The 24,076-nt window shown below is 66.3% G+C and carries 26 protein-coding genes; 16 read left to right on the plus strand and 10 right to left on the minus strand.

Features of this window, described 5'->3' with window-relative positions:
• Positions 1-46: 46 nt before the first annotated feature.
• Together ACOQPE_RS02510 and ACOQPE_RS02515 are read left to right on the plus strand one after the other, a co-directional pair.
• A complete protein-coding gene (locus ACOQPE_RS02510; RefSeq protein ID WP_420610349.1) occupies positions 47-1,243 on the plus strand; it encodes a thiolase C-terminal domain-containing protein in 1,197 nt (398 codons plus the stop codon).
• Positions 1,240-1,698 (plus strand): Zn-ribbon domain-containing OB-fold protein, encoded by a 459-nt coding sequence (locus ACOQPE_RS02515; protein WP_420610350.1) that lies wholly within the window; start codon positions 1,240-1,242, stop codon positions 1,696-1,698. The genes ACOQPE_RS02510 and ACOQPE_RS02515 overlap by 4 nt, the downstream gene beginning before the upstream one ends.
• Positions 1,699-1,929: 231 nt before the next feature.
• Here the strand turns inward: ACOQPE_RS02515 and ACOQPE_RS02520 are convergent, their stop codons facing one another.
• From ACOQPE_RS02520 to ACOQPE_RS02530, 3 genes are all read right to left on the minus strand, one after another.
• The gene (locus ACOQPE_RS02520; protein WP_420610351.1) at positions 1,930-2,706 is read right to left on the minus strand and encodes a hypothetical protein; all 777 of its coding nucleotides are present in this window, start codon (positions 2,704-2,706) and stop codon (positions 1,930-1,932) included.
• A 504-nt stretch (positions 2,707-3,210) separates the two neighbouring features.
• Positions 3,211-3,606, minus strand: a complete 396-nt coding sequence (gene vapC / locus ACOQPE_RS02525; protein ID WP_420610352.1) for a type II toxin-antitoxin system VapC family toxin — start codon at positions 3,604-3,606, stop codon at positions 3,211-3,213.
• Between the two features lie 38 nt (positions 3,607-3,644).
• The gene (locus ACOQPE_RS02530) at positions 3,645-3,854 is read right to left on the minus strand and encodes a type II toxin-antitoxin system VapB family antitoxin (protein ID WP_420610353.1); all 210 of its coding nucleotides are present in this window, start codon (positions 3,852-3,854) and stop codon (positions 3,645-3,647) included.
• A gap of 377 nt (positions 3,855-4,231) precedes the next feature.
• Between ACOQPE_RS02530 and ACOQPE_RS02535 the strand changes: the two genes are divergently transcribed.
• The 3 genes from ACOQPE_RS02535 (at position 4,232) to ACOQPE_RS02545 (ending at position 6,752) form a co-directional block, all read left to right on the plus strand.
• A complete protein-coding gene (locus tag ACOQPE_RS02535) occupies positions 4,232-5,398 on the plus strand; it encodes an ATP-binding protein (RefSeq protein WP_420610354.1) in 1,167 nt (388 codons plus the stop codon).
• Positions 5,399-5,545: 147 nt separating this feature from the next.
• Complete coding sequence (locus ACOQPE_RS02540) at positions 5,546-6,148, plus strand: 4Fe-4S domain-containing protein (protein WP_420610355.1); 603 nt, start codon at positions 5,546-5,548, stop codon at positions 6,146-6,148.
• Positions 6,135-6,752 (plus strand): hypothetical protein, encoded by a 618-nt coding sequence (locus ACOQPE_RS02545; RefSeq protein WP_420610356.1) that lies wholly within the window; start codon positions 6,135-6,137, stop codon positions 6,750-6,752. Before ACOQPE_RS02540 ends, ACOQPE_RS02545 begins: the two co-directional genes overlap by 14 nt.
• 88 nt (positions 6,753-6,840) lie before the next feature.
• Here the strand turns inward: ACOQPE_RS02545 and ACOQPE_RS02550 are convergent, their stop codons facing one another.
• On the minus strand, positions 6,841-7,248 hold the full coding sequence (locus ACOQPE_RS02550; protein WP_420610357.1) for a PPOX class F420-dependent oxidoreductase: 408 nt from the start codon (positions 7,246-7,248) through the stop codon (positions 6,841-6,843).
• A gap of 129 nt (positions 7,249-7,377) precedes the next feature.
• On the opposite strand from ACOQPE_RS02550, the gene ACOQPE_RS02555 reads away from it, so the two are divergent.
• From ACOQPE_RS02555 to ACOQPE_RS02605, 11 genes are all read left to right on the plus strand, one after another.
• Positions 7,378-8,355 carry an LLM class flavin-dependent oxidoreductase gene (locus ACOQPE_RS02555; RefSeq protein ID WP_420610358.1) on the plus strand — a complete coding sequence of 326 codons (978 nt, stop codon included), beginning with the start codon at positions 7,378-7,380 and terminating at the stop codon, positions 8,353-8,355.
• An 80-nt stretch (positions 8,356-8,435) separates the two neighbouring features.
• A complete protein-coding gene (locus tag ACOQPE_RS02560; protein ID WP_420610359.1) occupies positions 8,436-9,146 on the plus strand; it encodes a helix-turn-helix domain-containing protein in 711 nt (236 codons plus the stop codon).
• 5 nt (positions 9,147-9,151) lie between these two features.
• Entirely contained in the window at positions 9,152-9,379 is a 228-nt protein-coding gene (locus ACOQPE_RS02565; protein WP_420610360.1) for a hypothetical protein, read from the plus strand.
• Positions 9,379-9,717 (plus strand): hypothetical protein, encoded by a 339-nt coding sequence (locus ACOQPE_RS02570; RefSeq protein ID WP_420610361.1) that lies wholly within the window; start codon positions 9,379-9,381, stop codon positions 9,715-9,717. The genes ACOQPE_RS02565 and ACOQPE_RS02570 overlap by 1 nt, the downstream gene beginning before the upstream one ends.
• A 148-nt stretch (positions 9,718-9,865) precedes the next feature.
• Complete coding sequence (locus tag ACOQPE_RS02575) at positions 9,866-11,269, plus strand: ammonium transporter (RefSeq protein ID WP_420610362.1); 1,404 nt, start codon at positions 9,866-9,868, stop codon at positions 11,267-11,269.
• A 170-nt stretch (positions 11,270-11,439) separates the two neighbouring features.
• On the plus strand, positions 11,440-11,652 hold the full coding sequence (locus ACOQPE_RS02580; RefSeq protein ID WP_420610363.1) for a hypothetical protein: 213 nt from the start codon (positions 11,440-11,442) through the stop codon (positions 11,650-11,652).
• A gap of 28 nt (positions 11,653-11,680) precedes the next feature.
• Positions 11,681-11,824 (plus strand): hypothetical protein, encoded by a 144-nt coding sequence (locus ACOQPE_RS02585; RefSeq protein WP_420610364.1) that lies wholly within the window; start codon positions 11,681-11,683, stop codon positions 11,822-11,824.
• Between the two features lie 144 nt (positions 11,825-11,968).
• A complete protein-coding gene (locus tag ACOQPE_RS02590; RefSeq protein WP_420610365.1) occupies positions 11,969-12,409 on the plus strand; it encodes a hypothetical protein in 441 nt (146 codons plus the stop codon).
• A gap of 7 nt (positions 12,410-12,416) precedes the next feature.
• Positions 12,417-14,795 (plus strand): DUF1989 domain-containing protein, encoded by a 2,379-nt coding sequence (locus ACOQPE_RS02595; protein ID WP_420610366.1) that lies wholly within the window; start codon positions 12,417-12,419, stop codon positions 14,793-14,795.
• An 89-nt stretch (positions 14,796-14,884) separates the two neighbouring features.
• A complete protein-coding gene (locus tag ACOQPE_RS02600) occupies positions 14,885-16,228 on the plus strand; it encodes a flavin-containing monooxygenase (protein WP_420610367.1) in 1,344 nt (447 codons plus the stop codon).
• A 30-nt stretch (positions 16,229-16,258) separates the two neighbouring features.
• Positions 16,259-17,470: an NAD(P)/FAD-dependent oxidoreductase gene (locus tag ACOQPE_RS02605; RefSeq protein WP_420610368.1), complete on the plus strand. Its 1,212-nt coding sequence runs from the start codon at positions 16,259-16,261 to the stop codon at positions 17,468-17,470.
• A 50-nt stretch (positions 17,471-17,520) separates the two neighbouring features.
• Here ACOQPE_RS02605 and ACOQPE_RS02610 read toward each other — a convergent pair whose 3' ends face one another.
• The 6 genes from ACOQPE_RS02610 to ACOQPE_RS02635 all read right to left on the minus strand — a co-directional run bounded on the left by ACOQPE_RS02610 (position 17,521) and on the right by ACOQPE_RS02635 (position 23,950).
• Entirely contained in the window at positions 17,521-18,852 is a 1,332-nt protein-coding gene (locus ACOQPE_RS02610; RefSeq protein ID WP_420610369.1) for an NAD(P)/FAD-dependent oxidoreductase, read from the minus strand.
• A 15-nt stretch (positions 18,853-18,867) separates the two neighbouring features.
• A complete protein-coding gene (locus ACOQPE_RS02615) occupies positions 18,868-19,323 on the minus strand; it encodes a hypothetical protein (protein ID WP_420610370.1) in 456 nt (151 codons plus the stop codon).
• 2 nt (positions 19,324-19,325) lie between these two features.
• Positions 19,326-20,729 (minus strand): FMN-binding glutamate synthase family protein, encoded by a 1,404-nt coding sequence (locus ACOQPE_RS02620; RefSeq protein WP_419855393.1) that lies wholly within the window; start codon positions 20,727-20,729, stop codon positions 19,326-19,328.
• Between the two features lie 20 nt (positions 20,730-20,749).
• On the minus strand, positions 20,750-21,544 hold the full coding sequence (locus ACOQPE_RS02625) for a GXGXG motif-containing protein (protein WP_420610371.1): 795 nt from the start codon (positions 21,542-21,544) through the stop codon (positions 20,750-20,752).
• Positions 21,532-22,461, minus strand: coding sequence for a glutamine amidotransferase (locus tag ACOQPE_RS02630; RefSeq protein ID WP_420610372.1), 930 nt, complete (start codon positions 22,459-22,461; stop codon positions 21,532-21,534). Before ACOQPE_RS02630 ends, ACOQPE_RS02625 begins: the two co-directional genes overlap by 13 nt.
• Positions 22,462-22,549: 88 nt before the next feature.
• Entirely contained in the window at positions 22,550-23,950 is a 1,401-nt protein-coding gene (locus ACOQPE_RS02635; RefSeq protein ID WP_420610373.1) for a glutamine synthetase family protein, read from the minus strand.
• Between the last annotated feature and the right edge of the window lie 126 nt (positions 23,951-24,076).

Consider the following 24,076-nt stretch of genomic DNA (forward strand, 5'->3'; position numbering starts at 1 on the left):
GACTGGGCCGGGCGGGGGCGGGCAGGGCTTGGCTACGGTTTGCGCCGTGAGTGCCTCAGGTGCTGATCGCGGCCTGCGTGGCCGCACGGCCGTTGCAGGTGTCGGCGAGACCACCTACTACAAGCGTGGCCAGTCGACCGATCCTGAATTCGTGCTGGTCGTGAAGGCGATCTTGGCCGCGTGTGAGGACGCGGGCATCAACCCACGCGAGATCGACGGGTTCTGCTCGTACAGCAACGACCGCAATACGCCTGCGCGGTTGGCCAATGCCCTCGGCCTCGAAGAACTGCGCTACTCGAACATGCAGTGGGGCGGCGGGGGCGGCGGTGCCGCAGCCGTCGTGCAGAACGCCGCCAGTGCCGTGCACGCCGGATCGGCCAACGTCGTGGTGGCCTACCGGGGTCTTGCCCAGGGCCAGTTCGGCCGCTTCGGCCAGGGCGGGCGCCGCCCGGCCGTGCGGGGCGAGTTCGCCTACACGCTCCCCTACGGCGTGATGAGCCCGGCGCAGATGTACGCAATGCGCACCACCCGGCTCATGTGGGAGCACGGCATCGATCGCTCCACCATGCGGGCAGTGGCGCTGGCTGCCTACCACCACGCCCAGAACAACCCCCGGGCCGTCATGTACGGCCGCCCGCTCGACGCCGAGACGTACGACTCGTCCCGCTGGATCACCGAACCGTTCCGTCTGTACGACTGCTGCCTCGAGAACGACGGCGGCGCGGCCATGATCGTCACCTCAGCCGAGCGGGCCGCCGATCTCAGCGACACACCGGTGCTGGTGCTGGCGGCCCAGCAGAGCGGCGGGCACCGCTCGGGCGCCTGGGTCCACAACCCGACCGACTACGCGACCTCCAGCTTCAAGCTCGGGGCGCAGCACCTCTACGAGCAGGCCGGCGTGACGCCCGACGACGTCGACGTGGTGCAGAGCTACGAAAACTTCACCGGTGCCGTGGTGATGAGCCTCATCGAGCACGGTCTGTGCACCTACGAGAACGCCAACGAGGTGCTGACGTTCGAGAACCTGCGGGCGGACGGGGGGAGCATCCCGCTGAACACCAGCGGCGGCAACCTCGCCGAGTGCTACATGCACGGGCTCGGCATGCAGATCGAGGCGGTGCGGCAGGTCCGCGGCGACTCCACCAACCAGGTGCCGAACGTGAACGTGTCGCTCTCGAATGCCGGACCGATGGTCGAGATCGCCTCGACAGCGATCTACGGCACGGCGGAGGTGCTCGGATGAGTGCGCTCGCCGAGGCCACGTATCTGCCGGAAGGCCTCACCCAGCCTGCTCCGATGCGCGACGGGATGGATGCGCCGTACTGGGAGGGCACCCGCGAGCACGAGCTGCGAGTGCAGCGCTGCGCCGACTGCGGCACTCACCAATGGGGACCCGACTGGGTGTGCCATGCCTGCCAGTCGCTCAATGTCGAGTGGGTGACGGTCGAGCCCACAGCGCGCATCTACTCCTGGCAGCGCGTGCACCACCCGGTGCATCCGGCGCTGGCCGAGCACGGCCCGTACATCGTGGTGCTGGTCGAGCTGCCCCACGCCGACAACCTGCGCATGATCGGCAACCTGCTCGGCGACCCGATGCAGGACATCGTCATAGGCAGCGACGTCGAGGCCGTCTTCGAGGACCACGACAACGGCAGCCCGCCCTACACCCTCGTCCACTGGCAGGTCACCGCCACTTGAACGCTGGGGCCGGCCCTGCTCAAGCGGCTGATGCAAACGGCGGCAACAGCGTCGGCGATCGCTTCATCACCCCTACTCAAGAACGCGACCCATGCCGACGTCATCAATGAGCACAGTGTCCGCCGATCGTCCGGCACTGTCAGCGGGCCGCGTCACAGGTGCTCGACGCGGCCTCCACGCATGGCTTCGAGGTCGCCGTCCCAACCGGTGCCGCGCATGGCAAGCGCCTCCTCAGCTGCCGCCGACCCACACGTCGCAACGTGCGTTGTCGCCTTTCCAGCAGTCGACAAGGGTCTGCCCGTTGGCGAGGTCCGGCCATTTGTCGGTGTCGGTGCCGAGCCCGGAAGCGAAGCTGTCGCCTGCCCAGCATTGCACCCACACCGGCTCGGACGTGGTGCCGGTGACGGTCTGCCATTGGCTCTGCGGCACCCACGGCTCGGGCACCTTGAACGACGTCACCGACCGGACGCCTGCCTGCACGCAGCCGGAGCCGGTCAGCCAGCCGCCGGTGCTGCCGGGATGGGTCGGGACACTGGACTCGCCTGCACATTCGGGAGGAGCGTTGTCTGCACCGAACTGGGCGATGAGAGCGGCACAGTCCCAGCCCCAGTAGTCGATGACGTCCTGAGCGGACCCGCCCGGCTGCGTCGAGTAGTCGTACACGCCGTCGGAGTTCGCGTCGCCGGTGCCGTCCCCTGAGCCGACGTCAGGCGGGAACGCGTGGCACCAGCCGTCGCCGAAGCCACCGCTGTAGCAGTCGATGACGCCGTACGTGCCGGTCGGCGGCCACATATCGCCACTGTCGCCGGCACCGAAACCTGCCGCGAAGCAGTGAACGTGATACATGCCGCCTTGCCACACGACCGGTCCGCTGCCGCCTTTCACGGCCGCAGTCGAAGCTCCCCAGCCGGGCCACGTCCCGGTCCCGGAGCACACCACTGCGCCGTCCGGGGCGCCGTCAGCAGCGGTCTCCGCAGAAGCAGAAGGCACCGCGACAACGAGCAGCATCGCAGCAGCAAACGCTGCGCTCGCGAGCCGCCGACAAATCCGCCGTGTCCCCATCGAAATTTTCGTGGACTGCGTTGCAGGCGCGGTCTTCATGCTTCAGACATTAGAGCATGCGCCAATAGGCGCTGAACTGCGGAAACGCTGTGTCCAGCAACTTGCTCTCTGGTCCTCTGACCTGCGGGTTTGAAGCCAAGTCCGGCATCAAGCACGAAATGCACTGAAATCCGCGCCGCCCCAAGCGCGAAACGACTCCGTCAACTGCGCTGTGGCAACATCAGACAGGGCCATCGGACATGTCCTCCTCGATGAGTGAGTGATTGCTCTCACCGAGGATCGTGCCGATGGCCCACCAGACCGCGGACCCTCTCAGCTACCCCAAACCCCACCACTCACCGGGACGCTGCCAGCCATACGGGGATACAGGCGATCGCGCGCCGCAACTCCGCGCATCCCGACGACGTCGAGGATTGAGTAGAGCGTCTACGTGTTCGGCGAGGTACGGAGTCAAGTCGCAGATGCGGGATGGACTTGCAGCTGAGTGTGCTGAGCGAGCGCCGTGAAATCGCGGTCGGCGTGCAGCACCTCTGCGCCGCTCCTGATGGCGATCGCAGCAATGAGGCAGTCGATCGTATTGCGCACCGTCGCGCCAGACCGTCGGCACGTTCGGTACAGCAGCGCTGCTCGCTGGTAATCGACCGAATTGGTCGGAATCAACTTCGCACGACCGAGCAATGCACGCAGCCGAGCCAGATGCACTTCGTCACGGGCACCTGCCAGCACTTCCATGCGGACTGCGTCACAGGTGAGCACGCCGCCGACGAGCGCAGACTCGACTGCGTCAGCGATCGCGTCGTCGCTGCCACGCAAGTACGCGACCCATGCCGACGTCTCAATGAGCACTGCTTCCGCCGGTCGGCCGACACTGCCAGCGGGCTGTGTCACAGGTGCTCGACGCGGCCTCCGCGCATGGCTTCCAGGTCGCCGTCCCAACCGGTGCCGCGCATGGCAAGTGCCTCCTCGAGCGACATCGGTTCCTCGGAGGCGAGTTCCAAGGCGAAGTTCACTGCTGCTCGCTTGCTGCTGAGTCCATAGCGCTGCATGACACGCATGCACGCAGCCTCGTCGATGTCAATGTTTGTGCGTGCCATACACTAATAATACACCTAGCCGTTGTGGGCTGGATCGGTGGACGCGCTCGATTGGCGCGGGCGGGACTTACCATCTGCGAGAGCCGCAAGGGGGTGCATGCGGCATCGCGCTCCGACCGGGTCTGGGCGATCTCGACATCAAGCATCGGGAAACCGAACGACTCCTGCATCTCGACAAGCATGTCGAGCCGGTCCTGCTGGGACTGGAAGGGGTCGGGTGTCGTGTGGCCTCTGACAGGGACATGTGTCAGAGATGCTGCGCGTGTCACTGTCGGGTTTGGCGAGGACTCAGCCCGTCGTCGCCGTGACATGCGCAGTTGATGTCTGTTCGTGCTCGATTATTGAAAAAACAGCAGCGAACTGTGTAATTTCAAGGTATGGGTTCTGAGCTGGTCCCTCGCGATGCTGCGCTGCTCATCGAGGCTGCCCTCGGGCGGAGCCCGGTCGTGGGACTCATCGGGGCCCGGCAGTGCGGCAAGACGACGCTCGCGCGCCAGTTCGTCGCGGCCAGCTCGCCGAACTACTTCGATCTCGAGGACCCTCTCAGCCTCGCCCGGCTGGATGAGCCCATGACCGCGCTCGGGCCGCTGTCGGGCCTGGTCGTCATCGACGAAGTGCAGCGCCGGCCAGACCTGTTCGGGGTGCTGCGCGTGCTCGCTGACCGCGAGGGCACTCCGGCGAGGTTCTTGGTGCTTGGCAGCGCCGGCCCTGAATTGCTCCGTCAGAGCGCAGAGTCGCTGGCCGGTCGCATCGAGTACATCGAGCTCACCGGCTTGCAGGCAAGCGAGCTGGGCGCTGAGCGCATGGAGACGCTGTGGCTGCGCGGCGGGTTTCCGCGTTCGCTGCTTGCCGCCAGCGCCAGCGACAGCCTGATCTGGCGCAAGTCATACGTGCAGACATTCGTCGAGCGCGACCTGCCGCAGTTCGGGGCGGGGATCGCAGTGCCGACGATCCATCGCCTGATGCTCATGCTGGCTCACTACCACGGCCAGATTGTCAACGTCCGCGCGCTCGCGACCACCCTGAGCATCAGCGAGACCACCGTGCGGCGCTATCTCGACCTGATGGAGCACCTCTTCCTCGTCCGCCAGCTTCGCCCGTGGCACGAGAACCTCCGCAAACGACAGGTCAAGCGCCCCAAGCTCTACTTCCGCGATTCGGGACTGTTCCACCACCTGATCGGGGCAGGCACTATGGACGAACTGCTCACCGATCCCCGGCTCGGTGCGTCCTGGGAGGGCTTCATCCTCGAGAAGACCCTCGCCGAGGCGCGTCCCGACCAGGCGTACTTCTGGGCAACCCACGCGGGCGCGGAACTCGATCTGCTGCTCTTTGCCAGTGGCCGCAGGATCGGCGTGGAGATCAAGCGGGTCGACGCCCCCCGCCGCACGCCGTCCATGACCGCAGCACTGCGCGATCTGTCGCTCGACATGCTCTGTGTCATCTACCCCGGCGATCTGCGGTACCAGATCGGCGAGCAGATCATCGCGATCCCCGCAGCGGAGCCCTTCTCCGCCGAAGCGACGCACTGGACCGGCGAATAGGCCAAACCCGGCAGTGACACTCGGGAATCTTGTGTATCGGGCGCGGTGTTGGGCTCAAAACTGTAGTAGGCCTCCCAGACGCTCGGCCCTTGCTCGGGCGGCAGCGGCGCTTACCATCTGGGAGAACCGCATGAGGGGGTGCAGGCGATGGCGCGTCTTGACTCCGCGCATCCCGAGAACGTCGAGGGGCCTTGGTTCGTCGACACCCGCTGCATCCGTTGCGATGTGGCCCGGCACTGGGCGCCGGGGCTCATCGAGATGGACCGTGACGGGCGCTCCTACCTGGCCCGCCAACCCGACGGCCCTGAAGAAACTGCTGCGCTGTGGAGGGCCGCAGAGGCCTGTCCGACGCAGTCGATCGGCAACATGGAGATCCGCCGACCGCCTGACCCATCGTTTCCCCACCAGCTGACGCCCGGCGTCTGGGCGCTCGGTCACACCGAGGGATCGGTGGTGTTCCATGTGGACGGCCGCTGGCTGTTCACCGGCGACACGCTGCAATGGAACCAGCGTCGCAACGAACTCGACCTCTTCCCGGAGCAGACCTTCCAATCCTGGGATGTACTGGCCGACTCGATGGATCGGCTCTCGCAGCTCCGAGTCGAGTGGGTGTTCGCCGGTCACGGCATGTGGCACAACGTCGGCACCGAGCTCTACGCCGAGCAGATGGCCCGCCTCGGCGCCGACATGCGTCACATCGGCCAGGTCGGGTGGTCACAGCGGCCTCACGCAGCTTATGGCTGGTACTGAGCCCGACGAGCGGCCTCGCCGGAATGACGCGGCCGGCTCGAAGCCTCGCCGACCGGCGTGGTGGACCGTCGGCGTGATCCTGATCCGGCTCCTGACGAGCCAGGTATTCCTGATCGCGTTGGTGGTGTGGAGCTTTATGTGGGTCACCGTCGGTGCCAGCTGGGCAGGGCCGCTGTTCATCGTCGCAGTCATCGCCTTGGCAATCCGCAGGGGGCTCGACGAGCGACGCCGCGGACGTTCCGGGGCCGAATCCGCACGCCGTTCGCCTCGCCGCAGCCCTCGGCCTCGACGTGTACGCGGCCACCGCGACCTCGATGACGACTGGGACCCGGACGAGCTGGACTCAGAAGACTGGGACGCGGACGACGAAGGGGACGAGATCGAGGAGCATTGGGACGACGACTGGGACGATCGTCCGCGCTCACGGCCACGCAGGCACTGGACCCGTCGCGCCGCTTGGTGGGACGACACCGACGATGATGACGACGACGATGCCGACTGGGACAACGGCTGGGGCGACGACGAGAACAGTCGGCGGCCGCGGCGCAGGCACCGCTCGGACTCATGGGCGTCCGACGCCTGGGATGACGACGACTACATCTGACCTGCCGCACCGGCCAAGCCCGCCGGGCGCAGCGCCCTCACGCCACGCACGGCTGTTGCTGAGCCAATGCAGCACACAGCCCAGCGGATCAGCCGTGCTGGTCGGGGCCAGCCTTGGTGATGTGAAAGCGAACGAGGCAGCGCTTGTCCTCCACCATCGCGCGGCGGTAGTCGTCCCAGTCGGGGTGCTCGCCCTGCAGCGCGCGGTAGTACTCCACCAGCGGGCCCAGCGCGGCCTCGCCGGAAACGATCTCTGCCTGGCACTCGAGCTGGACCCAGCGGCCCAGCCATTTCTCGGGGAACACGCACAGCCACGACTGCGGGTCGCGATGCAGGTTCTTGACCTTGAACGCCGTGTCCCGGGTGCTCATCACCACCGTGTCATCGACCACGGCCAACGTCACCGGCGACAGCTGCGGCGTCCCGTCGCGTGCCTTGGTGGCCAGCACAGCGCGGTCGTTGCTGCGCACATAGTCCAATGCCTTGGAGATCTCCATGCGCGCAGCTTCGCACATACGAGCCCGGCGGCCGGGGCCGCCGACCCGGCCCGGGCCTCGCGCAACGAGCCGCAGCACGTCAGAACCGGCAGTCCTGTGGCACCGAGCGCGGTTCGCGAGACTGCCGCCATGAAGATCTCTGCTGCGTTCCCGCCCGTTCCCGAGACGCCAGACCACATCGTGCTGGCCGAAGAGCTCGGCTACGAGACCGCCTGGGTGTACGACACCCCGGCACTGCAGCTCGACGTGTGGATGACGCTCGCACTCGCCGGCGTGCGCACAGAGCGCATCCGCCTGGGTCCTGGCGTGCTGATTCCGTCGCTGCGCCACCCGATGACCACGGCTGCGGCCATCGCCACGCTGGTCGGGCTCATCGGGCCTGAACGAGTCATCATCGGTGCTGGCACCGGATTCACCGGCCGCCGGGCCATGGGCCAGAAGCCGCTGCGCTGGGCCGAGTTCCCCGGCATGGTCGCAGATACCCAGGCACTGCTTCGGGGCGAGACCGTCGAGGTCAACGGCAGGGCGGCACGCATGCTGCATTGGCCGGGCCAAGCGGTGGAGCGGCCCATCGAGGTGCCATGGATCCTGGGCGTGAACGGCCCTCGGGGCCTCGCCGCAGCTGCCCAGATGGGCTGCGGGGTGTTCACCTCACGGCCCCGCCCCGACGCCGACTACGCCGGGATCGACGACGTGATTCTCCTCGGCTTCGGAACCATCATGAACGACGACGAGACGATCGAGTCTGAGCGCGTCATGGACACCGCCGGACCGGGTGTGAGCGTGGCGTACCACGCCTTCCTCGAGCAGCGCGACGCCCGGCTCAGCACGCTGCCCAACGCCGAACGCTTCAGCGAGATCACCGGCCCCATGGACCCCGACACCCTCCACCTCTCGCTCCACGAAGGCCATCTCACCGAGCTCAACCCGATCGACCGGCAGGTGCTCACCCCCGAATCGCTGCGCATTGCCCCGTTCGTCTGCCATGCCGGCGAGGTGCCCGAGCGCATGGAACGCCTCGCCGCCGCAGGCATCACCGAAGTCGCGTTCCAGCCGATGGGCGATGTAGAACGCGAGCTGCGCGCCTTCGCCGCCGCGGCGCTCTGAGCCACGCAGCGCTTTCCGCCGGCGAGGGCAATGCAATGCTCAGTCCCGGCTCGCGGCTGCCATCTGGCACTATCGGGGCGATGACGAGCGGCAGGGAGGAGAACCCGGAGAGGGACGCAGATTCTGGGGCAACCCCCGATATCCGCCAGATCGACTCCTTGGAGCTCTCAGCGGCGGCAATGGACTCGCCGCTCACCACCGCGGAACTGTGCCGGGTGGTGGGCAGCCGGGTCCGCGAACTCCGCCAAGCGCTCAACATGACCATGTCGGCGTTCGCCGACGATGCCGGCATCTCGCTGGGGATGCTGTCGAAGATCGAGCACGGCCAGAGCGCGCCCAGCCTCTCGACGCTTGCGCGGCTGGCCGCGACCGCCAAGGTGCCGGTCACCGCATTGTTCCGCGGCCTTGACGAGGAGCACGACCTGGTGATCGTGCGTGCGGGCGAGGGTCACCAGATCCACCACGACCGCGGCGGGCCCGACCGGCTCTACCAGGATCTCGGGACACTGCGCGGCGCCAACCGGGTCATCGAGCCGATGATCACCACCATCACCGAGCGGGGCGGCGAGTTCCCCCTCTACCAGCACCCCGGCGTCGAATTCCTCCACGTGCTGGACGGGTCGCTCTACTACGGCTACGGGGGAAAGGCCTACCTGCTCAACACCGGCGACACCATGCAGATCCACGGCGAGGTAGCCCACGGCCCGGTCGAACTCGTCGAGTTGCCGGTGCGGTTCATCTCCATCAAGGTGTACCCCGCCAGCGAGTCGCGCACCGCGGCGGGAGGGTGACGCTTATGGGTTTCCTGCTCCTGATCGAATTCCTCACCCAGCGCCAGGGCATCGCGCAAAGCGTGATGCTGTGGCTGCTGCTCGCCGGGGCCGTCGCGCTGACGCTCTGGGAGTGCCGCGAACGGGGCTACCGGCTCAAGGTGCTGCTGTGGTGGGTGTCGTTCGCGGCGCTGACTCATGTGGTGGGCTACATCGTGCTGCGGCTCGTTCCACGCCGTGAAAGAGAATCATGATGGGAAATCGCAAGTGGGTGCTGATCGGAACCGGCGTGCTGCTGGCGATCATTCTGATCTTCTTCGACGGTTGCTCGGGCGTCGAGGTCGAGGAGGAAGCCGCTGTCGCTGCGGCACGAGCTGCGCTCGACGTGACGCCAGAAGGCTTCGAGCCCGACCGCTCAGAAGTGCGCCTGATCCGGCGGGGCTTCCCGCCACGGCCGGCGTGGGCGGTCGTGTTCACCCTCACCGATCCCGCTGGCGGCCGCAACGACTTCCTGCGGCAGGCTGCGATTGTCGTCGATGCCGGCACCGGCGCCGTCGTCGAATTCGAGTTCGTCGAACCCGACAGCGGTTGAGGGGCACAGATCACCCGCAAGGTTCAACATCCACCCGCCTGGCGGCAGGTGTCGGGCGCGAGATTGCAAACATGTTACGGTTTCCCGAACTGGTCTGCCGCTCGGATCATGGGGACTTGAGCGCAGAACGAGAACAGGGGGAGGCGCAATGGACATTGCTGCCGTGGCCACGGACGGGATTCTGACCGAGGCCTACTACTACTTCACCGTCGCGATCATGTGGCTATTGCACGTCGGCTTCATGACCTATGAGGCCGGCGTCAGCCGTCGCAAGAACATCATGTCGACGGCAATGAAGAACATCATGACCATCGCCGTGGTGACGCCGACGTTCTATTACGTCGGCTTCTGGGTGTACTTCTGCATGCAGGAGGGCCTGAAGTTCACAGGGACGGCCGACGGCAACGGCAACGCCGGCGAAGCGGCCTACTCCTGCGGCGAGGGTTACGTCGTGCCGTGGGACGCCAGCATGAGTCCCAACATCGGAGACAACCTCACGGGAGTCTTCTGGGCGGCGTTCGTGCTCTTCTCGTGGACGACGGGCTCGATCATGTCGGGCTCGGTGCTGGAGCGAATCCGGATCTCGGCCTATCTCTGGCTGACGGCCCTGATGGGCGGCATCGTCTGGGTGATCGCTGCTGCGTGGGGCTGGAGCTACGGAGGCTGGCTGGTCATCCACTTCGGCTACCACGACTTTGCCGCGTCGGGCGTGGTGCACGGCATCGCCGGCATCTTCGCCTTGGGCGTGCTGTTCAACCTCGGCCCGAGAATCGGCAGATACGACGCCAACGGCGGAACGCGAGCGTTCAAGCCCCACAACCTGCATCTCACGTTGATGGGGCTCATGATCATCTTCACCGGGTTCTACGCCTTCTACGCCGCATGCCTGTACATCCAGGCCGACACCACCGGCGGCTACGTCAACATCTACTTCGTCCCGGCCACGCTGTCGGCGATCACGTTCACCATCACCATGGCATTCGCGGGCGGCTTCGCCGGCGGCTACATCTTCGCCAAGGGCGACCCGTTCTGGACGCTGTCAGGCGGCCTGGCCGGCGTGGTGGCCGTATCGGCTGGTGCCGACATCTACAGCCCGTCGCTGACGTTCGTCCTGGCCTTTTTCTCGGCGGGGCTCGCGTATGCGGCAGGCAACTGGATCGAGCAGAAAGCTCGCATCGACGATGCTGTCGGGGCGGTCAGTGTTCACGGCGTGATGGGCTTCTGGGGCGTGCTGCTCCTGGGCATCTTCGCCGGCGGATTCCCCGCGAGCGGCGTGGTGGATGTCAAGACTTCGTTCTTGGGCCAGCTCGTCGGTGCCGCAGCGCTCATCGCCTTGGCGTTCTTCACGGGCTACATCGCTTCGTGGATACTCAAGAAGCTGAACCTGCTGCGGGTGCCGCCAGAAGTGGAGCTCGAAGGCCTCGACATGGCCGAGTTCGAGACGGACTTCTTCCCCGAATTCGGCCGCGCGGACGAGCCCATTGTCCACGCCGACGGTTCCGAAGAGCCCGCTGCAGGGGTCCTGCAGGGCGCCTACCGGGACAACCGTTAGCTCACGGTGTCGGGCGGATGGCTCCAGTTCATCGGCGCTCTCGTGCTGATGTACCTCGTGGTAGGTGCAGCAGGACTGTGGGCGAAGAAGCAGCGGGCCCGTCTGAACGACACCAGCGACAGCACACAGAACGCTGAGCACCCCGCTCACAATCGGTCTAGGAGAACCACATGAACACTTTTCCCTACGAAAGCTTCAATGAAGCCGTGGAAGCGGCTGGGGGCTATTCGACATGGGGCGCGCCCGCGGGCACCAACGGGACGATGGTCGTCCTCGCCCTCCTCGGCATCGCCATCTCGGTGATTTCCGCAGTGATGGTGACTGTCCGCGAAGACGCGCTGCTCAACCACGCGGCCGACCGGCTCGCTGAGAAGTACAACTAGCTCGTAGAGCTCACTCGTTAGGACTGACATGGCTCGCAGAAAGCAAATCGAGTTCCAGGGCTTGCAGGGACACAACAAGAACGTTGAGAGGGCCGTCGTGGTCTTCTGCGTCGCCTGCATCGTCTTTGTCATCATCGCCGTGCAGGCGGTCGGCGGCGGCACATTTCGCTGATTTCCGGCCTGGCCTGAGCAGTCAGCGCTTCTTGGGCCTGCGCACCGGCAAGCCTCGCGGCGTAAGCAGGTCACGGTGCCTGCTGGCTCACGTGCCAGCAGGCACCGGACTGACCGGTCGTCACGCGATGCAAAGATTGGCGCCGTGAACACTTCTCGCAAGCTGATCGCTCAGGCGTGCTTGGTGGCGGCGGGCGCAGCGATGCTGCTGCCGTGGCACCTCAACGCCGGTCTCAGCGGCAACCAGACGGTGCTCGGCATCAGCATCGGCGAAGGCCGGCTGCTCATCTTGGCCTGCGCGGTGACGATCGGGCTGATACGGATCGCATGGCGTCCTGCGTGGATCGGTGCCGGTTTCGCAGGTGCCATCGCGGCACGAGAGATCTTTGATCCGTCCGGGATCGGCCCGCCCGGCCAACCGCCCGATCCGGGCATCGGCGTATGGATCGCTGTTGTCGCCTCCGCAACGGCCGTTGTGCTGCTGGTGTGGGAGATGTTCGCCGACGTCTCGGGTGCCGCCGGCGGCGGTGACACTGATGAGCCGCCGAGACGCGGATTCTCGGGGCCGCTCGGCCGGCGGAGATGACGTCTCGATGACGTCTGTGGCCGCAGTCCAAGCCGAGGTCGTGGTGCCGGGCCTGATGCTGCTTGGGCCGGGAGTAGAGCGCTACCGGGTGACGGGGGGCGGAGCGACGGTGCTCGCGCTCGCCGCCGGCGATGAATTGGAGATCGTCGACCCCGAAGGCTGCCAGCCATGCGAGCTGGTCGCTTTCGATGCCGACGGGCAGTCGGATCCGGGCCTGCTCGAGGTAATCAATGGCAGCGCTGCAGCGTCCGCCCCAACCGACCCGGCGGCTGTCGGCATCCTCTCGGCAGCGCTGACCGACGCCCGCCGAGTACGGGCCGGTCTCGAGCGCGTCGGCGTCGACATGCGCGCCGTGCAGGCAGCGACTCCGCTGAGGCTGCTCGACGGTGACACGCCGGCGAACGTCACGGCTCGGGTGACCGCGCTCGACGATGTCGCCTGCGTGGTCGCGGCACCCGGTGGCCCCATGTCAGCGCACGAGGGTGCTCCGCCCACCGATCTCATCGCCTACATCCATCGCCGTGACCCTGCCGGCAACGACACCGAGCCGTTGCTGCCGACGCCGCTGGCCGACCCCAGCCAGGACTTCATCGTGCTGGCCAGCACGGCACGCGCCTACCAGGTGTCGAAGGGCGACTGGTTCCAGGTGGTGGACATGGAGGGACGGCAGTGCTCAGACTTCCAGTGCTTCGCCGTGGCGGATCTTGAAGCGGGCGAAGACCTCTGCCTCGATGCCACCATCACCCGGTCGCTCATGGGCGCGAGTTACCCGATGCCGGGCCTGTACTCCAAGTTCTTCAACGCCAAGATGCAGCCGCTCGTGGAGGTAGTGCAGGACACGGTGGGCCGCCACGACACCTTCAACACCGCCTGCAACGCCCGCTACTACGAGGAGATGGGCTATCCGGGCCACATCAACTGCACCGACAACATCAACGGTGAGCTCGAGTCCTACGGCGTCGCCGCACGGAGGGGCTGGGAGGCGATCAACTTCTTCTACAACACGCAGGTGGACGACGCGAATCAGATCTACCTTGACGAGCCGTGGTCACGCCCCGGCGACTACGTGCTGCTGCGGGCGCTGGAAGACCTGGTGTGCGTCAGCACTGCCTGCCCGTGCGATGTCGACGCTGCCAACGGCTGGAACCCCACCGACATCGCCGTCAGGGTCTATCCCGCAGCGAACATGTTCAAGAAAGCGACGGCCATCAGAATGACCGCGGACTCCGAAGCCCAGCTCACCAAAGAGACCGGATTCCACTCCCGCACCGCTGCGCTGACGCGCAGCTTCAGCGAGTACTGCGGGTACTGGCTCGCCGACCACTTCACGGCCCATGGCGCCGTCGAGGAGTACTGGGCGTGCCGGCAGGCCGCAGCCGCTATCGACCTGTCGCCGCTGCGCAAGTACGAGGTGACCGGGCCCGACGCCGAGCTGCTGATGCAGACCTGTGTCACCCGCAACGTCCGCAAGCTGGCTGACGGGCAGGTCGTGTACACCGCCATGTGCCATCCCACCGGCGGCATGATCGACGACGGCACCGTCTTCCGGATCGGGCGCGAGAACTTCCGCTGGATCGGCGGCCAGCTCGGCTACAGCGGCGTCTGGCTGCGCGAGCAGGCCGAGCGGCTCGGTCTGAATGTCTGGGTGCGCAACTCCACCGAGCAGCTCCACAACCTGCAGGTGCAGGGACCTCACAGCCGCCGCATCCTCGACGAGGTCATCTGGACGCGCCCCGACCAGCCGACGGTTTCCGAGCTGGGTTGGTTCCGGTTCGCGATCGCCCGCATTGGCGACTACGACGGCATCCCGATCGTGGTATCACGCACCGGCTACACCGGCGAGCTCGGCTTCGAGGTGTTCTGCCACCCCTCCGACGCCCCGGCCGTGTGGGACGCCATCTTCGACGCGGGCACACCCCACGGGCTCGTGCCCATGGGCCTGAACGCGCTCGACATGCTGCGCATCGAGGCCGGGCTGGTGTTCGCCGGCCACGAGTTCTGCGACCAGACCGATCCCTACGAGGCGGGGATCGGCTTCACCGTGCCACTCAAGACCAAGGAAGACGACTTCATCGGACGCGATGCGCTGTTCGACCGGCGCGACAACCCCCAGCGGAGGCTGGTGGGGCTGGAGCTCGACGGGGGTGAGCCGGGGGCGCTGGGCGACGGCGTGTACGTGGGGCGCAATCACGTCGGCGAGATCACCAGCGGCACCATCTCGCCCATCCTGCGCAAGAACATCGCCCTGTGCCGCATGACGCTGCCCTACAACGAGATCGGCACGGCCGTCGAGGTGGGCAAGCTGGACGGACACGAGAAGCGAATAGCCGCCGAGGTAGTGCGCTACCCCTTCTACGACCCGGACAAATCCCGAGTCCGCGCCTAGCTGCGTCCCGCGCCAGTGCACGCAAGTGCAAGACTGGGCGACGTTCTACTCTCATTGCATAAACGTCTAACCACATGGGGGATTCCGACATGACACGGGTAGCCATCATCGGTGCAGGACCGTGCGGACTGTCGCAGCTGCATGCGTTCGCCAGCGACAGCTCGGCAGAGGCCGCAGACGTCGAACTTGTCTGCTTCGAGAAGCAGGACGACTGGGGCGGTCTGTGGAATTACACATGGCGCACGGGCCTCGATGAGCACGGCGAGCCCTGCCACGGCTCCATGTACCGCTACCTGTGGTCCAACGGCCCCAAGGAGTGCCTGGAGTTCGCCGACTACGGCTTCGAAGAGCACTTCGGCAAGCCGGTGGCGTCATTCCCGCCCCGGGAGGTGCTCTACGACTACATCGTGGGCCGGGCCAACCGCAGCGGCATCCGCGACAAGATCCGGTTCAACCACGCCGTGCGGGGCGTGAGCCGTTCGGCTTCCGGCGACGGCTTCACGGTGACCACCCACAATCACGCCACCGACGCCACCACCAGCGAGGACTTCGACTGGGTGGTGGTGTCGACTGGGCACTTCTCCACCCCCAACATGCCTCACTACCCCGGCTATGAAACGTTCGGCGGCACGCTCATACACGCCCATGACTTCCGTGACGCCGTGCAGTTCGAGGGCGATGTGGTGATGGTCATTGGGTCGAGCTACTCGGCCGAGGACATTGCGTCGCAGCTGTGGAAGTACGGGGCATCGGAGGTCATCTGCTCGTCACGCAGCGGGCCGATGGGCTTCGACTGGCCCGAGGGCATCAATGAGAAGCCGATCCTCACCCACGTGGACGGCCGCACGGTGCACTTCACCGACGGCACCACCGCCGAAGTGGACGCCATCGTCTCGTGCACTGGCTATCTCCACCACTTCCCGTTCATGGACGACGAGCTGCGGCTGGTGACCGCCAACCGGCTCGCCAGCTCGATGCTCTACCGGGGCGTGGTGTTCCAGCCCGAGAACCGCGTCCTCTACCTGGGGATGCAGGACCAGTGGTACACGTTCAACATGTTCGACGCCCAGGCCTGGTACGCCCGTGACGTGATCCTGGGTCGCATCGAGCTGCCGAGCGCCGATGAGCAAGCTCGCTGGATCGACGACTTCCAGGCCGCCGAGGATGCCGTGGCCGACGACTACGAGGCCATCGACTTCCAGGGCGATTACACCCAGGACCTGCTCGACCAGACCGACTGCGGTGACCCGAACACGCAGCTCATCAACAAGATGTTCAAGGACTGGAAGAAGCACAAGAAGGCGTCGATCATCGGCTACCGCGACCACGGCCACACCTCGCCGGTGACCGGCACGATGGCGCCGGTGCATCACACGTCGTGGGAAGAGGCGCTCGACGACTCGCTGGCGTCGTACCTGGCCGAGTCCAGCTGATCGGCCGCAGCCCCAGCCCGGGCGCACGTCATGGCCGCGTTGCCCAGCGAAGCCGACGTCATTGTCATCGGCGCCGGGGTAACCGGTGCCAGCATCGGCTACCAGCTCGCCCAGCACTCGGACCTGCGCGTGGTCATCATCGATGCCCGGGCGCCGGTGGGCGGCATCTCGGGCCGTACCTTCGGCCAGATCCGCCAGCACTACTCCAATGAGCTGATGGTGCGGATCGCGCAGCGCGGCTTCCACTGCATCCAGAACTGGGATTCGGTGGTGGGCTTCGGCGATCCCGGCTACTCGCGCTTCGGCTACATGCTGCTTGTCGTTGAGGACCAGCTCGACGGCCTGCGCCACAACATCGAGCTCGGCCGCAGCCTCGGCGTGGACACCAGCTTCGTGGTGGGCAGCCAGATCACCGAGATCGAGCCGCTGGTGAATGCCGACGGCCTCGCCGGCGGTGCCTACGAGCCCGAGGGCGGCTACATCGACGTCACGAAGATGGTGCTGAGCTGGCTCACCGCAGCGAGCGCCGCAGGGGCCCATGTGCTCGCCCCGGTCAACGTCGAGGAGGTCATGACCTCGGGCGGGGCAGTCTCCGGCGTGAACACCGCCGGCGGCGAGATCCGCGCCCCAACTGTCGTTGCCGCTACCGGGGCATGGGCACGCGACCTGCTGGATCCGCTGGGTGTGGAGGTGCCCATCGAGCGGCGACGGCTGGAAATGGCAGTGCTCGAACAGCACGCCGGGGCACGGGCACTGGGAACCTGCATCACCGATGGCAACTCCAACCTCGTAATCCGACCTGACATGGGTCGTCACATCGTGGCGGTGGCCTACCCGCGGCAGATGCCTGTAGTCGACGATCCGCTCGCTGATGCATCCGGAGCTGACCACGCAGCTCACGACGTGCGACTGCGGGCCGCCATTTCCGAACGGCTCCCGAGCCTGACCATCGCATCCACCGTGAGCACCACGGCCGGGGCCTACGACGTCGCGCCCGACTACCACCCCATCCTGGGCTGGGCCTCGGAGATAGCCCCGGTGGAAGGCCTGTACCTCGCCGTCGGACTCTCGGGCCACGGGCTCAAGCTGTCGCCGGCCCTCGGCGAGATCGTGGCCGCACGCGTACTCGGCGTCGATCAGGTCGGCGACGCGCCCCCCATCGACATCAGCGCGCTGCGACCCTCACGCTTCGCCGAGGGCGACTTGATGCACCTGTCCTACGGCCCCAGCGCCCGCGCCTAACAGCCTTCTGGGGCGAGCGCCGGCGAAGCCTCGGCGCTCGCAGAGAACAGTTAGCTCCAGGGGTAAGGCGAGTTGCTCACCGGGTGGAGCCGGCCTTCGGCGTAGCGCGAGTAGCGAAACGGCTCCAGCAGCGCCTGAGGCTCGCCGAGCAGCTCCTTGGCAACCAGTGCGCCCACGCCGATCATCTTGTAGCCGTGATTCGAATCGGCGATGAAGAAGGCGTTGTCGCAGAAGGTGTCGAACACCGGGAAGTTGTCGGGCGAGAAGCTGCCGATGCCGCCTGAGGGCTCGTCGCTGATGAGGTGGTTCTTGCCCTCGAAACGCTTGTGGCAGTGCGCCAGCGCCGCTGTCCAGGTGCGGTAGAAGTCGCCGCCCACCACGAAGTCGGGCGAGTCAGGCCCGTAGGGGTCGACCGCCACTTGGTCGGACGGCTTGTCGACCACGTAGGGCATGTAGCCGCCCTGCACACCGCCGAAGTTGAAGTCGGGCTTGTAGTAGATGCCCCACGGGCCTTCGGTGACCAGGCCGTCGGTGTCGTACAGCGGGGCGTCGGTGTCGACGTGCACCACCGGCGGCATGTTGCCCTCGTTGTCGGTGAGGTAGCCGGGATCGACCGTCAGCGTGCCCTCCTGCAGGCACATGTAGGTCCACGTGGGCACGTTGTGCAGCTCACCGTCGCTGCCCGCGATGTCGGTGGTGGTGGGCAGGTTGAGCATCGCCCAGATCTTCTGCACCCACGGCCCCACGGCCACCACCACGTGCTCACAGCGCACCGGGCCCTGATCGGTGAGCACCGTGGTGACTGCCCCCGATGCGTCCCGGTCGAACCCGGTGACGGTCACGCCGCCGACCACGTTGACCTCTTCGGCTTCAGCCTTGCCCAGCAGACCTTTCAGCGAGGCCATGTTGTTGGCATACCCGCCGCGGTGCTCGTGCAGCACGCTGGTGATGCCCTGGGCCTGCCAGTCGTCGAAGATGCCCTTCATGTAGCTGTCAGAGGCAGCGGCGCCTTCGACGAACGTGGACGAGTAGCCGATGGCCTGCTGCTGGGCATGGATCGACGCCACATCGGCGCGCATCGCCTCGTGGCTGATCTGCATGTAGCCCACGGGGTGATACGAGAACGCTTCGGGATCGCTGTCCCACACGTCCACCGAGTGCGCCATCAGCTCCCGCATGGCCGGCTGGAAGTAGTTGTTGCGGATGACGCCGCAGGCAATGCCCGAGGCGCCCGCACCCACTCCCGACTTGTCGATCACCACGATGTCGGCGCCCGAGCCCCGACCCGACGACCGCAGATCGCGGGCCAGGTTCCACGCCGTGGACAGGCCGTGGATGCCCGAGCCGATGATGACGTAACGAGCGCCGCTCGGTAGTGCCATGTACCAGAACCTTCCTCAGTGAGCTGTGGGGGCTTCCCAGCCCTCCAGCACCGGCGGGCGCCATTCGGTGCCGACGATGCGGGAGTTCTCCACCCACGGTCCCAGCTCCACCTGCGGGAACTTGCAGTGGATGTCTTTCAGCGTGATGCCGTAGCTGTTGCCCTCGGTGAGGTGCTTCATCAGCACCTTGCGGGCGATCTCGTCTTCACGGCCCTCGGGGATGTCGAAGTAGATCTTCAGGAACGAGTTGGAGTAGCGGTCGAACACGGCGGGGACACCGTCTTCCTCCAGCAGCGTGATGTCCTCGAGCCAGTTGATGTCGGGACCCGGCGTGAGCGCTAGCAGGTCGATGTCCTCCACCAGCGACATGTCCTCCTGGTACCGGAACCGCTTGCCTGCCAGCACCTCCGCGTCGATGGCAACCGTGCGAGTCTCGCGGGTGCTCTCGCCTGTGCTTGCTGAGTTCGCCATGCCTACAGCCCTCCGTCGATTACGTGCTTGTCGAAGAGGTCACGGATCTCCGCCAGGGTCCGCTCCTCGGTGACGCCCGGGATGTAGTTGGTGCCGGCGATCGGCACCTTGGCCATGGCGGCCGCCTCGTGCGTCAGCGCTGCGAGGTCCTCGGGCTCGAGTGAGTGGATGTCGGTCTTGCCGCAGGCCCGGGCCAGCATCTGCACTTCCATGGTCAGGGTGATCAGGAAGTTGTAGACCCGCAGCGCCGCCTCGTCGACGTCGAGACGCTTGCGCAGCTCCACGTCTTGGGTGGCCACACCCACGGGGCAACGGCCGGTGTGGCAGTGGTAACACTCGCCCGCCGGTACGCCGATGGTGCCCTCATAATCGGTGACGCCGGGGATCTCCTTGTTGCAGTTGAGCGCCATCAGCGCTGCGGTGCCGAGCGCAACCGCGTTCGCGCCCAGCGCCAGGCACTTGGCCACATCGCCGCCGTTGCGGATGCCGCCCGCAACCACCAGGTCGATGTCGTCAGCCAAGCCGACATCCTCCAGCGCCCGGCGGGCCTCGGGGATGGCAGCCATCAGCGGGATGCCGGTCTCCTCAGTGGCCAGGTGCGGCCCCGCACCGGTGCCGCCTTCGGCTCCGTCGAGGTAGATGACGTCGGGGCCGCACTTGGCGGCCATGCGCACGTCGTCGTACACCCGGGCCGATCCCAGCTTGAGCTGGATCGGGATCTGGTAGTCGGTGGCCTCGCGCACCTCTTGGATCTTCAGCGACAGGTCGTCGGGACCGAGCCAGTCCGGATGGCGGGCCGGTGAGCGCTGGTCGATGCCTGCGGGCAGCGACCGCATCTCGGCCACCTGCTCGGTGACCTTCTGACCCATCAAGTGGCCGCCGAGGCCCACCTTGCAGCCCTGGCCGATGAAGAACTCCACGGCGTCGGCCAGCATCAGGTGGTGGGGGTTGAAGCCGTAGCGGCTCTGGATGATCTGGTAGTACCACTTGGTCGACAGATCACGCTCGGGCGGGATCATGCCGCCCTCGCCCGAGCAGGTGGCCGTGCCGGCCATAGAGGCGCCCTTGGCCAGCGCCATCTTGGCCTCCAGCGACAGCGCGCCGAAGCTCATGCCGGTGATGTACACCGGGATGTCGAGCTCGAGCGGCTTCTCGGCGAAGCGTGAGCCGATGACCGTCTTGGTCTCGCACTTCTCCCGGTAGCCCTCGATCACGAACCGGGTGAGGGTGCCCGGCAGGAACACCAGCTCGTCCCAGTGGGGGATCTTCTTGAAGATCGAGAATCCCCGCATCCGGTAGCGGCCCAGCTCGGACTTCACGTGGATGTCGTTGATGACCTCGCGGGTGAAGATCCGGCTCTTGCCGAGCACGTCGGTGCTCGCATTCACCTCGTTTTCGTCAGCCATGACTGTTCTTCCCCCTGCCTCTAGTGGATCACGAGCTTGCGCTCGGACGGCTCAAGCTGGTCGTAGTTGTGCAGCACCTTGCCGCAGACGAATTTCTGGAATTCGGGCGGGTCGCCGAGCCCGTGGATACGGAACTTGCGCTCGATCAGCTCGCTGTCGGCATCGTTCCACTCACCAGGAACACAGTCGACACCCAGCGAGGCCACCGTGCCGGCCACGTAGATCTCGCCGTCGTACATCGAGTCGCCCAGGTTCATGCCGGCGTTGCCGCAGATGATCTGCCGGCCCCGCTGCATCATGAAGCCGGTATTGATGCCGACGTCGCCGAGCACGATGATCGTGCCGCCCTTCTGGTCGATGCCGGTGCGGGCGCCCACATCGCCCTTCACGATCAGGTCGCCGCCGCGAATGGCGGCACCGGTCAGCGATCCGGCGCTTCGTTCGATGGTGACCACGCCCGACATCATGTTCTCGGCCACCGACCAGCCGACACGGCCGTTGATCGTCACCTCGGGTCCGTCGATGAGCCCGCAGGCGAACCAGCCCGGGCTGCCTTCGAAGTGGATGCGGCAGCGCTTCAAGATGCCGACCGCCAGCGAGTGCTTCGAGGCCGGATTCAGGATCGTGACGTCGGTGATGCCGTCGTCGTAGATGAGCTTGCGCAGCGCCATGTTGATCTGGCGGATGGTCAGATCGGCCGCATCGAAGCGTGCCCGGCCGCCCTCGACTTCGATGTTGTCGGGCATGTCGGCAGTGGGCTCGACCAGACCTCGGGCGTCGTAGGAGACGCCGCTGCGGGAACCTACACCTGCCACACCAGCACCTCCCGCTCGTAGGGATCGCGGGTCTCGACCTCTCGCTTCACCAATGACCGGATGGCCACTTCCTCAGTCGCGACCGCCACGAGCGGCTCCGACTCGAACAGCACCAGCGGCTTGGCCGCCATCTCGTCCTTGGCAACGCCCAGCTGGTTGCCGGTGACGCAGACGTAGGTGAACACGCCGTCGAGATCATCGAGGCTGTGCTTCATCGACGTTTCGAGCGTCAGGCCACGGCTCATGTACTCGGCGAGGTACACAGCGATGATCTCTGAATCGCACTCGCTCTGGAACCGGTGGCCGTGCTGCTCGAGGCGGCGGCGCCACTGGTGGTAGTTGGTGAGCTGGCCGTTGTGCACCACCGCCACGTCAGCGAAGGGGTAGGCCCAGTAGGGGTGGGCGCTGGCGAGATCCACCTCGGACTCGGTGGCCATGCGCACATGGCCGATACCGTGTGTGCCCTGGAACGAGCCCAGGTTGTACAGGTCGCTCACGGTGGAAGCGTCGCCCAAGTCCTTGATGATCTCCAGCGAGCTGCCCAGCGACAGCACCTCGCAGCCGGGAACGTCTTCGAGGTAGTCGGCCAGGGCCTTGAGGTCGCCGCCGTAGCGGATGGTGGCCCGGAAGGCGTACCCGGTCTCGCTGGTGACCGTGGCCACCTCGGCGCCGATCTTGGCCAAGCGGCTCTCCACCTCGGCCCGGTTGCGCTCGAGGCGCTCCGCCATCCCGATGCCCGTGCTCTTGTTGGGCTCGGCCAGCACGAACCGGATCACGACCAGGTCGTCGGCCGGCCCGTACACCGCGTAGCCGGTGGAATCGGGCCCCCGGTGCTTCATCGATTGGAGCATCGCCGTGAGCTCTGCTCCGATGTCGGCGGTTCCGTCGCGGTGGATCACTCCGGCTATGCCGCACATGGTGCTCCCCCCTTCGTGGGTGCTGTTGGTCTTTCAGGTTGTGTGCCGGGCCGCCTCGGCGAACCGGCCGGACGGCTGTCGGCCTCTCTCACGGCAGGACGTCGAGGTATTCCTCCACGTCCCAGTCCGAAACGGTGTGCAGGAAGCGCTCCCACTCGTCGGTCTTGTAGTGGAAGAACACCTTGGACATCTCGCCGGGCAGCGACCGCATCACGCACTCGTCGTTGCGCAGCGCCTCGAGGGCCTCGCCCAGCGTGAGCGGGATCTTCTGCACGTCCTTGCCGGCCTCCATGGCCTCGTAGATGTTGCGCTCTTCGGGCTCGCCCGGGTCGAGGCTGCGGTCGAGGCCGTCGTCCATCGCCATGAGCAGCCCGGCAAACGACAGGTGGGGGTTGACCGAGCTGTCCGCCGAGCGGTACTCGAAACGGCCAGGCGCGCTCACCCGCAGGGCGGTGGTGCGGTTCTGGAAGCCCCAGTCCGCGAAGACCGGCGCCCAGAAGCCTGTGTCCCACAGACGGCGGTAGGAGTTGACCGTCGGCGAGGACAGGCACGTCAGCGCCCGGACATGCTCGAGAATGCCGCCGATGGCCTTCATGCCGACAGGCCCGGGGAGCTGCGGATTGTCGCCTTCGGGCATGAACTTGTTGTTGCCCTCGGAGTCCCACAACGAGATGTTGTGGTGGCAGCCGTTGGCTGACACGCCCATGAACGGCTTGGGCATGAAGCACGGGAAGGCGCCCATCTCACGCCCGACCTGCTTGCACACCTGCCGGTAGGTGGTGAGGCGGTCCGCGGTGAGCTCGGCCCGGTCGAAGTTGAAGTTCAGCTCGAGCTGGCCGGGAGCGTCCTCATGGTCGCCCTGGATCATGTCGAGCCCCATGGCCTCGCAGTACTCGATCACCTTGTGGATGATGGGCTGCAGCTCGGCGAACTGGTCGATGTGGTAGCAGTTCGGCTTGGTCATGCCCTCCACGGTGGGCTTGCCGTCTGCATCGGCCTTGAGCCACATCATCTCCGGCTCGCAGCCGGCCCGCAGGTGCAGCCCGTGCTTGGCCTCGAAATCGGCGTGCAGCCGCCGCAGATTGCCCCGGCAGTCCGACGTGAGGAAGGCACCGCCGCCGACCTCTTCTTCGCGGCCCCGGAACAGGGTGCACCAGACCCGTGCCGTGCGGGGATCCCACGGCAGCGGCATGAACGTCTCGGGCTCGCCGATGCCCACGAGCTCGCGGGCTTCGGGGCCGTAGCCGATGTAGTTGCCATGACGATCGATGAAGAGGTTGGCGGTGGAGCCGTAGACGAGCTGAAAGCCCTTGCGGGCGATCATCCCGAAGTGCTTCGCGGGGATGCCCTTGCCCATGATCCGGCCGGTGACGGACACGAACTGGCAGTAGAGGTAACCGATGCCGTCGGCCTCTATCCGGCGCTCGACTTCGGCAATCTGTTCCTCGCGGCCGTCGGCGTTGACGAACATCTCAAGATCTGTGGCCATTGCTCCCCCTGTCGGCATGGCTGATGGATTCATGCGAACCGTAACGCCTCGCAGCATCCGCCTTCGAACGTGCCCGAACCACGCCGCAACCTAGCACAATTCCCGAGATGATGTCTAACCTGAGTA

The organism is Candidatus Poriferisodalis sp., assembly GCF_965219595.1.
Lineage (GTDB): Bacteria > Actinomycetota > Acidimicrobiia > Acidimicrobiales > Poriferisodalaceae > Poriferisodalis.